We start from the raw sequence: 13230 nt of genomic DNA, 5'->3' as shown, positions 1-13230 counted from the left end.
TTCAAGGCTCCCGGGACAAGCTGAGTTCTTTGGTCCCTTGCTGGGTGGCGGTCACGTCCAGGCGGATCTGCTTAGCCGCCAGTTGACTGCGCCAGCGCTGCAAGGTTTCCCCCGGCACGTCCGCCACTTGCAGCTTGAGCCGCCCGCCTTCGTAGCTAAGCGTGCGGGTCTGCAAATCGCGGCCGCTGAGCGCGGCCAGCGCGCCCATCAGTTCCAAGGCGTCGTCGCGAGCCGGCAGGCCGTGGCTCAGCCGCAGCTTGTCCACCGCCCGCGTCATTGCCAGCGCGCTGCTGCCCGGCATCGCCTGACCGCCTATCCAAGGTTTGGCGGCGGCGCGAATGTCGGCCGACAGGCTTTGTTTCTGCCAGGCGTACCAGCCGGCCTGACCCAGGGTCAACGCCAGCTGCGCCGCCAGCAAGCCGCCCAGCACCAGCCCGGTCCGTCTCAGCGCCGGCCCCCAGTCGCGCCAGCGGCGATTGGCCGCCAATTCTCCGTTGGCGAAATCGAAAGCCTGTTGTGCCTGGCCATGCCGCCAATCATGAGCGGCCAATTGCTTGGGCTCGCCTTGCCACGCGGGCAGGCGCGAGCCGATCAGACCGGCCGCTTCAGCCCCGCACACAATCAGGCTGGCCGGCGGCAGCTGTGTCGCCAGCCGTGCAAACAACCGTTGTTCGGTGGTTTCGCCGCAATAGGGCAGCCAGGCCGCGCGCGTGGCGCTCAGCCGCAGCAACCAGCCCTCGCTACCGCGCGCCACGCTCCAGCCGTCGCGCGCCGGCGACGGCAACAGGCTTTCCTCCGGCAGGATGCGGTCGCAGAGCCGCCCCGCGCTCTTGAGCATGGCCACGGCGCGGCGCACCGGAAACGCTTCGGTCACCGCCACTGCCCGGCTGCCATCCGGCAACTCCCCGCCAAGAGCGTAAAGATTGGCGGAGGGATCATTGATCAGCCCCTCCTCCAGAGCGAAACCCATCATCGCCGCCGTAGGCTGCTTGACCGCGGCCGGCAGCCGCGCCTGGGTGAACAGAGTGCGGCCGGCGGGCAGGATCAGTTCGCAACGATCGGCGCGCGGCCAGCCGGCCGGCGCGCTGTCGCCCTGAGCGCTCGGCTCGCCGCGCGCGCCCAGCAAGGCCCAGGGCAGCCCCGGTTCGCTATCGGGCCAACCGGCCCGCAAATAGAGTCTAAGCGTTGTCATTCTGATTTCCGTTTCCCCTGGCCGGCGGCGGGCGGACCGCGCCGTCTTGCCGCCACAACGCCTTCACCACATTCATATTGCTGTAGATCAGCGCCCGCATTTCCAGCCGCGCCCGTTCCAACCGGGCCGAACTGTCCAGCATGAAGTAATTGGACGCCGCCCCGATATCGGTGTCGGCGACGATGCCCGGCGCCGGCAACCGCGCCTTGAAATCGTTGGCGTCCTTGTAGTAATTGACCTTGCGCTGGTTGAGCAAAACCAGCAAATTGCCGTCGCCCACGCCGGGCAACAGCGTTTTCATCACCGCCGGCGTGGCGGTGTTGACGTTGATCTGGCTAACGTCCGCCGGCAAGGCCGCCACGTGCGGCAGCAGCTTGTCCAACACTTCAGGGGTGTAGCCCGGCAACCAGCGCAACATCTCCACGCGAAGCAGCGGATGGCCCGGCGCCGCCGCGCCCGGCTCCGGCGGCCGGCTCTCGCTCGCCGGCTGGCTGGCGTCCTCCGAATCCTTGCCGCCGCGCAACTGCCTGACCAGCGGTTCGGACAAGCGCGTGGGCAGACCCAGCGTGGTCAACAGCCGCTTGTAGAACACCAGCTGCCGCGCATTGGTCTGGCCGTTCTGCACCAGTGAATTCAGATTGAAGCGTCCCTGCAGATCGCTCAGTTGCCCGGCCACGGTCACGCCCTGCGCCTCGGTCTGCGGCAAAGGTTGCGCCCACAGCTGAGACAAGGCCACCACGCCGTTGCCGGCCGCGCCGTTGTTGAAACGCAGGATTTCCATCGCCCAGCCCAGGCCGGCGTCCGCCACCAGGCGCAGTTGGGCGCGATTGCGATCATTGTCCAGTTGGTGCCACCACAGGCCTTGCTGCCATAGCACCAGCGAGGCGGCGGTGGTAGCCAGCGCCACGATCAGCAAGGCCATGATCACCGCCATGCCGCGCTGCTTCCGGCTCCCCGACGCCCTCATGGCAGCGCCCATATCCGTTTCGCCCATTCATTGCCCGGCATGCGGATGCGCATTTCCAGCGCGCGCGGGCTGCGCGCCGAGCTGGCTTCTCGCGGCGGCCAGTTCTCCAGCCAGTTGCCGTCGTCCAACATCACGCGCCATCGCACCGCGGCGTCCTTGGCCAAAAGCACGTAGGCGGTCGGCGCCGCGCCCTGAGCGTCGCCCGCCGCCCAGCTGAGGCCTTGCGCGCCGGCATGGTAGCTGATGCGCTCCTGCCCGCCGGGATAGCGGGCGGAAAAACTCTGCAGGGTCAGTGTCTGTCCGTCGCCGTCGCTTTGCAGCAACAGTTGGCTGCCGCCCAAGCTCGGCCCCTGCCCTTGCGTCGGCGCCGGCATCTGACCGGTCAAATCGCCCTCCAGCCGCCGGAAGGCGCGCGCGGCGTCCACCCATTGCTCACTGGTCTGCATCAGCCGTTCGCGCGAGATCAGCAAGGAGCCGAACGCCTTGTAGCCGAGCACCGACAAGATGGCGAGCAAGCTCATCGCCACCAAAATCTCGATCAAGGTCATGCCGCCCTGCCGGCCGTCCCTCACGACCCGCCTCCAACATTCATGCGCAGGTAGCCGGTCATCTCGGCCAGCACATAACGGCCATCGCCCTGGGCCAACACCCGCACCACCACCTTGCGGAAATTGGGGTTGGGCGTCTGGCTGATCACGCGCTGCCAGCGCCAGCGCGCGCCGTCGTCGTCCAATTCTCCAGCCTGCTCGCCCACATCCGGCCATTCGCGGCGCGCCTGCATCAGCGCGATCATGTTCTGCGCCTCCCAGGCCGCCTGCATCCGGCGCTTCATGCCTTCGCCGTTGTCGGCGGCCAGACCGGTGGCTCGCAACAACGCGCCCAAGGCCACCGCGATGATGGCCAGCGCCACCAGCACTTCAAACAAGGTAAAGCCGCGCTCGCGCTTCATGAGCCTTCGTCCACCCGGCTGCGTCCCAACGGCGATAGGGTCACGGCCAAGCTGCGCGTCTCGGTCTTGATCTGCAAAGCCAGCGCGTTGGCGCGCCCGTCCTGCCACAAGAGCAGCGGCCGCCCCGCCGGCCAGGGTTGGCCGTCCAGCAACAGCGCGCCGCCGTGCACACCTTCCGGCCACAGCCGGTCGGCCAGCAATTCGTCGTTGGCGCCGCCCCAGTCCCCGTTGTCGCCGCGACGACGGAAACCATAACCCTTGGCGTCCCACATCAGGGCCAGCGGATCCCCCATTTCGGCGGCGTCCGCCGCCTGCTCCAGCACCCGCGCCAATCGGTAGGCCTCATCCGAAGCCTGACGATGGGTATCCGGCCGCATGCTGAGCGTCACCGTGGTGGCCAGCACGCCGATGATCAGCATCACCACCATCACCTCAATCAGGGTGAAGCCGCGCGCCGGAAGGGAGGAGCTCATCAACGGCTCCGGCCTTACTTGACCGCGTCCCAGTTGCCGATGTCGGCGTCCACGCCCTCGCCGCCCGGCTCGCCGTCGGCGCCGAAGCTCCAGATGTCGATCTCGCCGTGCGTGCCGGGGTTGGCGTACTGGTAGGGATTGCCCCACGGGTCCTTGGGCAGACGCTCCAGATAGCCGCCCGGCTTCCAGTTTTTCGGCTCCGGCGCCGAAGTCGGCTTTTGCACCAGCGCCTGCAGGCCTTGCTCGCTGCTGGGGTAGCGGCCGTTGTCCAGACGATACAATTTCAGGGCCTGGCTCAGCGCGCCCAAGTCCTGCTTGGCGGCGACGGCGCGCGCCTCGTCCGGACGGCTCATCACCTTGGGCACCACCAACGCCGCGAGTACGCCGAGAATCACGATCACCACCATGATTTCGATCAGGGTGAAGCCTCGCTGGGCCGCTTTGGAAAGGTGTCGCATATCTACTCCTACTACCGAGGTTTCAAAGGGTCAAAACAGGGAGGGGCCTTCGCCGGACAATTCCCAGACGCCGGCGGGTCCGGCATTGGCCGGCTTGAGCTGGCCCAGCTTTCTCAGCTCGCTCGCCGCCCAGCTCATATCGTATTGCCAGGTGTAGAACAACTCGGTGCCTTCCAGCTCGCGCCCGCGCGCCTGCCAGATGTGCTTGGCCACCGTCAGCCGGTCCGCCTTGCCGCCATGCGCGGCCAGCGCTTCCAACACCCATTGCTGTAAAACTGCCTTGTGAGACATTGCCGTGCTTCTTTCCGCAAAAATCAATGCACCATCTGGTTCATGTCGATGATGGGCATCATGATGGCCAGCACGATCAACAAGACCATGCCGCCCATGAACAGGATCAGCAGCGGCTCCATCAGGGTGGTGAAGGTGGCGAGTTTGCGCTCCACCTCCTGCTCCTGCTGCTGAGCGGCACGGTCCAGCATATGGGCCAGCGTACCGCTGGATTCGCCGCTGCCTATCAGATGGATCAGCACCGGCGGGAATTGACGGGTGGCGTGCAGCGCACGCGACAGCGCCACGCCTTCTCTCACTTTGGCCATCGCCTCGCTGACCGCGTCCTGCATCGGCAGCAAGGTCATCAGGCCGCGCGCGGTTTCTAGCGCGGTCAGCAGCGGCACGCCGCTGCCCACCAGAATGGACAGCGTGCTGGCCATGCGCGCGGTGTTGAGCGCGCGCAGCAGACGGCCGAACACCGGCAGCTTCAACAGCCTGGCGTGGAAGCGCCGCTTCAGCGCCGGCGCGCGCAAGGCGCGCACCGTCAGAAAGAGCGCGGCGACAATGCCCGCCAGCAGCGCAACGCCCCACTGCCGCAGAAAATCGCTGGCGGCCACCAGCGCCCGAGTCAGGAAAGGCAAGGTCTGCTTGGTCTGCGCGAACACGCTGACCACTTGCGGCACCACATAGCTCATCAAGCCGGCCACCACCAGAATGGCCACCACGGTGACCACGGCGGGATAGGCCATCGCCAACATCACTTTTTGCTGGGTGTTCTGGCGCTTGTCCAAGTATTCGGCCAAGCGCGCCATCACCGTGTCGAGATGACCGGATTGCTCCCCGGCCTGCACCAGTGAACGATACAAGGGGAAGAACACGCCCGGCGCGGCTGACAGCGCCTGGGCGAAGCTCTTGCCTTCCAGAATGTCGCTGCGCAAAGCGGCCAGCACGGTGCGGCTGCGCGGGTGCTCGCACTGCTCGGTCACCGCGGTCAGCGCTTTTTCCAACGGCAGGCCGGCGTTGAGCAGGGTGGACAGCTGTTCCGTGATCATCACCAGTTCGGCGCGCGGCAAGCCGCGGCGCAGAGCGGAACTGCCGGCGTCCCCGTTCTTGGCGCTGACGCTTTCCACCTCCAGCGGCAGCAGGCCGCGCTCGCGAAGCTGGCTGCGCGCTGCGCGCGCGGAGTCCGCCTCCAGCAAGCCCTTTTGCTCCTTGCCGGCGGGGTCGAAAGCGGTAAAGCGGAAGGCGGCCATCAGTTCCTCGTCACCCGCATGATTTCTTCCAGCGAGGTTTCGCCGGCCTTGACCCAACGCAGGCCATCGTCGCGCAGCGAGCGCATGCCGTGGCGGGCGGCGTAGTCGCGCATTTTCTGCTCGGAAGCGCGATCATGGATCAAGCGCTGCAACTGATCGTCGACCAAGAGCAGTTCATAGACGCCGTAGCGCCCCTTGTAGCCGGAATGGCCACAGCTTGGACACCCCGCAGGCCGGTAATGCGGCGTGTCCTCCGAACCTTCCAGCGGCACCGGATGCGGCGCCTTGCAGTGCGGGCACAGCCGGCGCACCAGCCGTTGCGCCATCACGCCCAGCAGGCTGGACGCCAAAAGGAAGGGCTCAACGCCCATGTCCACCAGCCGCGTCACCGCCGAGGCCGCGTCGTTGGTATGTAGCGTGGCCAACACCAGGTGACCGGTCAGCGAGGCCTGCACCGCGATCTGCGCGGTTTCCAGATCGCGAATCTCCCCTATCATCACCACGTCCGGATCCTGGCGCAGAATCGCGCGCAGCGCCTTGGCGAAACTCATGTCGATGCGCGGGTTGACCTGGGTCTGGCCGACGCCGTCCAGGTGGTACTCCACCGGGTCCTCCACCGTCATGATGTTGGTGTGGCGCGCGTCCAGCCGCGACAAAGCCGCGTACAGCGTGGTGGTCTTGCCCGAACCGGTGGGGCCGGTGACCAGCAGGATGCCGTGAGGCTGGCGGATCACCTTGTCCACCGCCTGCAAGGTGTCCGCCGCCATGCCCAGCGTGGCCAGATCCAGGCGGGCGTTTTCCTTGTCCAGCAGACGCAGCACCACGCGCTCGCCGTGACTGGTGGGCAGCGTGGATACCCGCACGTCCACCGGGCGGCCGCCCAGGCGCAGCGAGATGCGGCCATCCTGCGGAATGCGTTTTTCGGCGATATCGAGGTTGGCCATGATCTTGATCCGCGACACCATGGCCGCATGCAGCGCGCGGTGCGGGCTGACCACGTCGCGCAGCGAGCCGTCCAGGCGGAAACGCACCACCGAGCGGTCTTCGAAAGCCTCGATATGGATGTCCGAGGCGCCGTCGCGCAGCGCCTGGGTCAGCAAGGCGTTGATCATGCGGATGATGGGCGCGTCGCCCTCGCTTTCCAGCAGATCCTCCACCGTCGGCAAGGACTCCACCATCTGGGTCAGGTCCAAATCCTGACCGATGTCGTCCACCACCTCGGCCGCCGCGCCGTCGCGGTTGGCGTAATGCTCGGACAGCCGCTTGTCGAACAAGGCGGCCTCCAGCGTCTCCACGCTGGCCAGCCCCTGGCCGTGCAGGCGCAACACTTCGGCCCAGGCCTCGGGCCGGCTGTCTTCGCGCAGCAGCAGATGCCGGCCGCTTTCCCCGTCCAGCAGGATGACGCCGTTGGCGCGCGCGAACGGAAAGCCCAGCGCCGGCGACAGCTTGGGCTTGTTCATTTTGGCTGCGCTTTCAGGCTCTGTTCCAGCGTCGAGCGGATGCCACTCTCCGGCAGGGACTTCAGCGCCGAATCCAGGTTCATCTGCAGTTTTTCCTTCTCCGCCTTTCGGCCTTCGCCAATGATGTAGTTGTAGCGATCGGTGGCGATGGAACGCGCGCCCAGATCGTCACGGACGATGGTGGGCTTGATGAAAATCATCAGATTGGTCTTTTCGCGCTTCTTGTTGCTGTAGCGGAACAAGGCGCCCAGCCATGGAATGTCGCCCAGCAGCGGCACCTTGCTTTCATTGTCGCTGACCGCTTCCTGCAGCAAGCCGCCGATGGCGATGATGCCGCCGTCGTCGACGTTGGCGATGGTTTCTATCATCCGCTTGTTGGTGGTAGGACCCTGCGGGTTTTTATCGGTGCCCGGCACGATGGTGGACGCTTCCTGCAAAATCTTCATGCGGATGGAGCCGCCTTCGGAAATCTGAGGCGTGATTTCCAGATTGAAACCAATGGTCTTGCGGTCATAGGTCTGGAAGGGGTTGACCGAGCCATTGCTATTGCTGCCGGTATTGCTGTATTGGCCGGTCAGGATAGGCACTTCCTGACCAATCTGGATCTTGGCCTTCTCATTGTCCATCGCCATCAGGGATGGGCTGGACACGATGTTGCCGCCCATTTCCGTCTCCATCGCCCGAGCCAGCGCGCCCATATTCAACACAGTACCGATGCCAGGAATGTTGACGGTGCCCTTGACCCAGCCGATGTTGAGGCCGGCGGAGCCGGCCAGAGCGCCGAGAGGCGTGGCGGCGGCACCGGTACCGCCGGCCAGCGCCCCGCCGGACAGGCCGATGATTCCCGGATTGGAGGTACCGGGGAAGTTGGTTCCGCCGAAAACCCCGGCGCCGTTGCCGTTGAGCGCGCCCAGCGCCTGCCACTGCACGCCCAGCTCCATCACCCGCTGCGCGGCCACTTCCACCACCAGCGCCTCCACCATCACTTGCGCTCGGCGCTTGTCCAAGAGGTCAATGACATTGCGCAGATTCTGGTACATGGAATCCGGCACATTCAGAATCAGCGCGTTGTTGGTGGGGTCGGCCTGGATCATGGAACCGCCGCCTCCGGCCCCGCCGCCGCTACCGCTGCTGGACGCGCTGTCGCCTCCCACCGGACTGGCCGCCTGAGCGGCGCTGGCGGAGCCGCTGGACGAGGACGCGGAACCGCTGCCCGAACCGCTCTGATTCAACAGGCTGGAGCTGGAGCCGCCATTGGTACTCACCGCGGTGCGGCCCTGCAAGGGGCCGGCGTCGCCGGTCATCAGCGCGCGCAGCGTCTGCGCCACTTTGCCGGCCTCTGCGTTTTTCAGGTAGACCACGCGCACATTGGCGCCGGCCTGACTGGGCTGATCCAGGAGCTTTAACAGGCTTTTGATCTTGCCGATCTTGCCCGGGGTGTCAGCGCGCACCATCAGCACATTGGCGCGCGCGTCCGGGATGATGGTGGTCTTGCCGCCGTCGGCGCCGGCGCCGCTGTCCTGCAACAGCTTGTTCAGGCTGCCGGCCAACTCCACCGCGGAGCCGAACAGCACCGGCACCACCACGGTATCGCCCGAGGCCGCGCTTTCGATCGAGTCGATAATGGACTCGATGCGCTGGATATTGTCCGCGTAGTCGGTGACGATCAGCGCGTTGGACTGCGGGTAGGCTGCAATCGTGTTGTTGGGCGACACGATGGGACGGATCACCGGCACCAGCTGATTCGCATTGCCGTATTTGAGCGTGAACACCTTGGTGATCAATCGATCGCCGTCGCCGCGCGGAATGTTCTTGCTGGCCTTGGCGTGCAACTTGGCGTCGGCCTCCGGCACGATCTTGACCACGCCGCCGCCCTCCACCGCTGAGAAGCCCTGCAAACGCAAGGAAGACAACAGGATCTGATAGGACAAGGCGCGCGGCACCGGCTTGCTGGACACGATGTTGACCGTGCCCTTCACTCGCGGGTCGATGATGAAGTTCTTGCCGGTGATCTCGCCTATCGCCTTGACCACGGTTTCGATGTCGGCGTTGACGAAGTTGAGCATCACTCCATCGTTCTGCGGGGTGGCGGCCAATGCGGCGTTGCAACCGTAGACCAGGGCCAGGATGGCGACGAGTTTGTGGATACGCATATTCAGTCTTCTTATTGGCGAACCATGCTGGCGGAATCCAGCCCAGGTTGCGGCGGGGTTTCAGGATTCACAGGGACCACGGCGGGGGGAGAAACGGGGGCCTGGGAAGGAGGAGAAATCGGCGGCGGCATCGTCGGCGGGATATTGCCGCCAACCACGGCCCCCGCGCCGGGCACGCGCTCAACCAAGGGCACAAACTGCTCGCTGCCGCCGGAACGCATCAACACGCCGGAGGCGGTGATCTGAGCCAGCTCCCAGCCATCCGGCGTCGTTTTGCCCAGCAACAAGGCCACCGAACGGCCATTGTCGTCTATCACCGCGAAGCCGGGCGCGCCGGAAGCCTGCGGAGCGTACACGCCGATTAGCTTGACCGGCGGCAAAGCCGCGGCCTGTTGCGCCACCGGCTCGCCAAACCAGTGCGCCATCGCCACATTGGCGGCAGCGGACTGCGGCGCCGGCTCGCTTAAGCCTCGCCACTGCTTGGCGGCGGGGCCCAGCAACGGCGCGGCGACCGTACCCAGCCACACGGCGGCGCCGGCCAGCGCCAGCCAAGGCAAAGCGGCGACCAGACGTCCCAGCATCGCGGCCGACGGCAACAATCGCTTCCCCTTTTCACTCCAATGGACCACTTGCTTCATTGCATCCTGGCTTCTGTATTCATTCTTGAAATCTAAGCGCGGACCTTGCGGCCAGACTCAAGCAAACGCTCGCGTCTTGGTGGAATCGGCGAGGGTCTGGCTCAAGCATGGCTGTGAGTCATGCAGCGGATTATTTGCACGCCATCAGGATACGGTCAATCCAAAAAAAGACCGAATTGCATAGCCCGGCAATATTCAGGCGAATATCAGCGCGCCATGCGATTAATTCTTCTATTAAGGACTATTTTTTCGCCCGATTTCGCACACTGCCCGTAGCTAGGGGCGGAACAAACACTATGCGGCAAAATATTTTTAATGACAAACGGTTTTTGATATTGCAGCACAGCATCTCGCAACAAGGTCTTTTTCATTATCTCAAAGGCCGATTACAAACTCATGCAAGAATCGCTCTTGCATCGGCCAGGCAACAAAAAACGCCGCGGAACCCGCGGCGTCTTCTTGGCCTTTCTCCCCGCCTCAGAACCAGGCTTCGTCCATCTCCAGCACGCTGTCCGCGCCTTCCACGATCGCGGCCGCCAAACCGCCCGCCTGCGGCAGCAAGTGCTCGCCGTAGAAACGCGCAGTGGCCAGCTTGGCTTTGAAGAAGTTGTGATCCACATCGGCCTCGCCCAGCTTGGCCTGGGCGATCAGCGCCGCGCGCGACATCTGCCAGCCGCCCAGGGTAATGCCCATCAGCTTGAGGAAGGGCACCGATCCGGCCGCCGCACGTTGCGGTTGCCCCGCGAAGGTGGCCAGGATGAAATCGACGCTGCGGCGCGCCTGCTTGACCGCCTCATCCAGATTGTCCGCCAGGCTGGTCAAGCCCGCCGCGCGCAGCTTGACCGCGCAACCGGCCGCCTCTTCCAGCAAGGCGCGGGCAGTGACGCCGCTCTCGCCGGCGGTCTTGCGGCCAATCAAGTCCAGCGCCTGAATGCCGGTGGTGCCTTCGTAGATGGCGGTGATGCGCGCGTCGCGGTAGTACTGCGCAACCCCGGTTTCCTCGATATATCCCATGCCGCCGTGCACCTGCAGCGCCAGACTGGTGATTTCATTAGCCTGCTCGGTGTTCCAGCCCTTGACGATAGGGATCAGGAAATTGGCCAGCGCCTGATTGCGCGCTTTTTCGCTCGCCACCGGATGACGCGCGGCGCGGTCCAGCGCCGCCGCGGTATACAGGGCCAGCGCGCGCTGCGCTTCCACTTGGGCGCGCATGGTCAGCAGCATGCGGCGCACATCCGGGTGCTGAATAATGGCCACGCCGGTCGGATCGGGCGAGCCCACGGCACGGCTCTGCACCCGATCGCGCGCGTACTCCACCGCCTTCTGGTAGGCGCGTTCCGATACCGCCAGACCTTCGATGCCCACGCCCAGGCGTGCGTGGTTCATCATGGTGAACATATAGTTCAGGCCCTTGTTGGCCTCGCCAACCAGATAACCGACCGCGCCGCCCTGATCTCCAAAGCTCATCACGGCGGTGGGGCTGCCGTGGATGCCCAGCTTGTGCTCCAGCGATACGCAACGCACGTCGTTGCGTGCGCCCAGGCTACCGTCTGCATTGACCAGGAATTTGGGCACGATGAACAAGGAGATGCCCTTCACCCCGGCCGGCGCGTCCGGCAAGCGGGCCAACACCAGATGGACGATGTTGTCCGCCATATCGTGCTCGCCCCAGGTGATGAAGATTTTCTGGCCGCTGATGCGATAGCTGCCGTCGGCCTGCGGCATTGCCTTGCTGCGCACCTGAGCCAGATCTGAGCCGGCTTGCGGCTCGGTCAAATTCATGGTGCCGGTCCAGGCGCCGCTGGACATCGGCGGCAGATAGACGCTCTTGAGTTCGTCCGATGCGTGATGGTGAATGGCTTCGATCGCCCCCAAGGTCAGCAGCGGCGCCAGCGAGAAGGCCAGATTGGCGGAACACCACATTTCCTCCGCCGCGGTGGCCACCAGGGCCGGCATGCCCTGACCACCGTAGGCCTCCGGCGCGCGCAGGCCCACCCAGCCGGACTCGACGTATTGCTGCCAGGCGTCTTTGAAGCCCGGTGCGGCGCTGACTTCGCCGTCGCGCCATTTCGCGCCCTGATCGCCTTGCTTGTTGATGGGAGCCAATACGCCCTCGGCAAACTTGGCGCCCTCTTCCAAAATGGCGTCCACCAGTTCCACCGAGCACTCGCCATAGCCCGGCAGGCCGCAAATGGCCGGAAGCTCGGCCAACTCGTTAAGCGCGAATTGGATGTCCTTGATCGGTGCTTGATAAATCATCGCCTTCTCCTCGTGTTTGGATGGCTGGGATGGCCTCCGCAGCCGGCAATCGGTTTCTATTCGCAGACATGAAAAAGCCGGCAAGCGCCGCACGGGTCCGGCCCGCATCGGGCCGATGACTGCGCGCGGGCGTTGCCGGCTGAATATTCTTGTTCCGGCGGCCATGCGGCGCGCCGAACCCCATCCACGCCGGCGAGAGGCTCGCGGCGCGGACGCGGGATTATTTGGACAACTCGGCCATCAACTCCGGAACAACAGTGAACAGATCGCCGACGATGCCGTAATCCGCCACTTGGAAGATAGGCGCTTCCTCGTCCTTGTTGATGGCGACGATCACCTTGGAATCCTTCATGCCGGCCAGGTGCTGGATGGCGCCGGAAATGCCGACTGCGAAGTACAGCTGCGGTGCCACGACCTTGCCCGTCTGACCCACTTGGTAGTCGTTTGGCGCGTAGCCGGCGTCCACCGCGGCGCGGGAAGCGCCAACGGCGGCGGAGAGCTTGTCCGCCAGCGGATCGATCACCGCCTTGAACTGCTCCTCCGAACCCAAGGCGCGGCCGCCGGAAACGATGACCTTGGCCGAGCCCAGTTCCGGACGATCGGACTTGGTCAGTTCCTGACCCACAAAGCTGGACAGCTGCGCGTCGGCGGCAGCGGCCACGGCTTCCACCGCGGCGGAGCCGCCCTGGCCCGCCGCGTCGAAGGCGGTGGTGCGCACGGTGATGACCTTGATCGGGTCTGCGGACTGCACGGTGGCCAGCACGTTGCCGGCGTAGATGGGCCGCACGAAGGTATCGGCGGACTCAATGGCGACGATCTCGGAGATCTGCGCCACGTCCAGCAGCGCGGCTACGCGCGGCAGCAGATTTTTGCCGAAGGAAGACGCCGGCGCCAGCACGTGGCTGTAGCTCGTGGCCAGGCCGGACACCAGCACGCCCAGGTTCTCGGCCAGGCCGTGCGCGTAGTGCGCGGCATCGGCCAGCAGCACTTTGGCGACGCCCGCCACGCTCTTGGCGGCTTCTGCTGCTGCGGCGGCGTTGTGGCCGGCCACCAGCAGGTGCACTTCGCCCAGCTTGGCGGCGGCGGTAATGGTGTTCAGGGTGCCTGCTTTCAGGCTCTGGTTGTCGTGTTCAGCGATAACGAGAATGGCCATGG

Annotated in this window: 13 protein-coding genes; all 13 read right to left on the bottom strand. The window is 65.2% G+C overall.

All coding sequences use genetic code 11. From position 1 onward, the window contains the following. Position 1: 1 nt before the first annotated feature. Positions 2 to 1192 carry a type II secretion system protein GspL gene (gene gspL / locus DXT74_RS06865; protein ID WP_194427610.1) on the bottom strand — a complete coding sequence of 397 codons (1191 nt, stop codon included), beginning with the start codon at positions 1190 to 1192 and terminating at the stop codon, positions 2 to 4. Beyond that, positions 1179 to 2126, bottom strand: coding sequence for a type II secretion system minor pseudopilin GspK (gspK, locus tag DXT74_RS06860; RefSeq protein ID WP_162179214.1), 948 nt, complete (start codon positions 2124 to 2126; stop codon positions 1179 to 1181). The genes gspL and gspK overlap by 14 nt, the downstream gene beginning before the upstream one ends. A 29-nt stretch (positions 2127 to 2155) precedes the next feature. Then, entirely contained in the window at positions 2156 to 2731 is a 576-nt protein-coding gene (locus DXT74_RS06855) for a type II secretion system protein GspJ (protein WP_194427609.1), read from the bottom strand. After that, a complete protein-coding gene (gene gspI, locus DXT74_RS06850) occupies positions 2728 to 3108 on the bottom strand; it encodes a type II secretion system minor pseudopilin GspI (protein WP_019100907.1) in 381 nt (126 codons plus the stop codon). Before gspI ends, DXT74_RS06855 begins: the two co-directional genes overlap by 4 nt. Continuing rightward, positions 3105 to 3581: a prepilin-type N-terminal cleavage/methylation domain-containing protein gene (locus tag DXT74_RS06845; protein WP_043637897.1), complete on the bottom strand. Its 477-nt coding sequence runs from the start codon at positions 3579 to 3581 to the stop codon at positions 3105 to 3107. Before DXT74_RS06845 ends, gspI begins: the two co-directional genes overlap by 4 nt. A 14-nt stretch (positions 3582 to 3595) precedes the next feature. After that, on the bottom strand, positions 3596 to 4039 hold the full coding sequence (gene gspG / locus DXT74_RS06840) for a type II secretion system major pseudopilin GspG (protein WP_019100905.1): 444 nt from the start codon (positions 4037 to 4039) through the stop codon (positions 3596 to 3598). 30 nt (positions 4040 to 4069) lie between these two features. Then, the gene (locus DXT74_RS06835) at positions 4070 to 4330 is read right to left on the bottom strand and encodes a hypothetical protein (RefSeq protein ID WP_019100904.1); all 261 of its coding nucleotides are present in this window, start codon (positions 4328 to 4330) and stop codon (positions 4070 to 4072) included. A 23-nt stretch (positions 4331 to 4353) separates the two neighbouring features. Next, positions 4354 to 5565: a type II secretion system inner membrane protein GspF gene (gene gspF, locus DXT74_RS06830; protein WP_019100903.1), complete on the bottom strand. Its 1212-nt coding sequence runs from the start codon at positions 5563 to 5565 to the stop codon at positions 4354 to 4356. Beyond that, positions 5565 to 7025 (bottom strand): type II secretion system ATPase GspE, encoded by a 1461-nt coding sequence (gene gspE / locus DXT74_RS06825; RefSeq protein ID WP_043637902.1) that lies wholly within the window; start codon positions 7023 to 7025, stop codon positions 5565 to 5567. The genes gspF and gspE overlap by 1 nt, the downstream gene beginning before the upstream one ends. Next, a complete protein-coding gene (gspD, locus tag DXT74_RS06820; RefSeq protein ID WP_194427608.1) occupies positions 7022 to 9178 on the bottom strand; it encodes a type II secretion system secretin GspD in 2157 nt (718 codons plus the stop codon). Before gspD ends, gspE begins: the two co-directional genes overlap by 4 nt. Positions 9179 to 9189: 11 nt before the next feature. Next, positions 9190 to 9816, bottom strand: a complete 627-nt coding sequence (locus DXT74_RS06815) for a hypothetical protein (protein ID WP_143330256.1) — start codon at positions 9814 to 9816, stop codon at positions 9190 to 9192. A gap of 477 nt (positions 9817 to 10293) precedes the next feature. Further along, the gene (locus DXT74_RS06810) at positions 10294 to 12075 is read right to left on the bottom strand and encodes an acyl-CoA dehydrogenase C-terminal domain-containing protein (protein ID WP_194427607.1); all 1782 of its coding nucleotides are present in this window, start codon (positions 12073 to 12075) and stop codon (positions 10294 to 10296) included. A 220-nt stretch (positions 12076 to 12295) separates the two neighbouring features. After that, on the bottom strand, positions 12296 to 13228 hold the full coding sequence (locus DXT74_RS06805) for an electron transfer flavoprotein subunit alpha/FixB family protein (RefSeq protein ID WP_043591345.1): 933 nt from the start codon (positions 13226 to 13228) through the stop codon (positions 12296 to 12298). Between the last annotated feature and the right edge of the window lie 2 nt (positions 13229 to 13230).

This window comes from Chromobacterium sp. Rain0013 (assembly GCF_015291765.1).
In the GTDB taxonomy this organism is placed as follows: Bacteria; Pseudomonadota; Gammaproteobacteria; order Burkholderiales; family Chromobacteriaceae; genus Chromobacterium; species Chromobacterium haemolyticum.
Note: the sequence above shows the minus strand (reverse complement) of the source record. Positions and strands in the feature narration are given on the sequence as shown.

Excerpts from the sequence above, each read along its gene's own strand:
- gspL (WP_194427610.1), bottom strand. The coding sequence starts at position 1,192 with ATGACAACGCTTAGACTCTATTTGCGGGCCGGTTGGCCCGATAGCGAA.
- gspK (WP_162179214.1), bottom strand. The coding sequence starts at position 2,126 with ATGGCGGTGATCATGGCCTTGCTGATCGTGGCGCTGGCTACCACCGCC.
- gspI (WP_019100907.1), bottom strand. The coding sequence starts at position 3,108 with ATGAAGCGCGAGCGCGGCTTTACCTTGTTTGAAGTGCTGGTGGCGCTG.
- DXT74_RS06845 (WP_043637897.1), bottom strand. The coding sequence starts at position 3,581 with ATGAGCTCCTCCCTTCCGGCGCGCGGCTTCACCCTGATTGAGGTGATG.
- gspG (WP_019100905.1), bottom strand. The coding sequence starts at position 4,039 with ATGCGACACCTTTCCAAAGCGGCCCAGCGAGGCTTCACCCTGATCGAA.
- DXT74_RS06835 (WP_019100904.1), bottom strand. The coding sequence starts at position 4,330 with ATGTCTCACAAGGCAGTTTTACAGCAATGGGTGTTGGAAGCGCTGGCC.
- gspF (WP_019100903.1), bottom strand. The coding sequence starts at position 5,565 with ATGGCCGCCTTCCGCTTTACCGCTTTCGACCCCGCCGGCAAGGAGCAA.
- gspE (WP_043637902.1), bottom strand. The coding sequence starts at position 7,025 with ATGAACAAGCCCAAGCTGTCGCCGGCGCTGGGCTTTCCGTTCGCGCGC.
- gspD (WP_194427608.1), bottom strand. The coding sequence starts at position 9,178 with ATGCGTATCCACAAACTCGTCGCCATCCTGGCCCTGGTCTACGGTTGC.
- DXT74_RS06815 (WP_143330256.1), bottom strand. The coding sequence starts at position 9,816 with ATGAAGCAAGTGGTCCATTGGAGTGAAAAGGGGAAGCGATTGTTGCCG.
- DXT74_RS06810 (WP_194427607.1), bottom strand. The coding sequence starts at position 12,075 with ATGATTTATCAAGCACCGATCAAGGACATCCAATTCGCGCTTAACGAG.
- DXT74_RS06805 (WP_043591345.1), bottom strand. The coding sequence starts at position 13,228 with ATGGCCATTCTCGTTATCGCTGAACACGACAACCAGAGCCTGAAAGCA.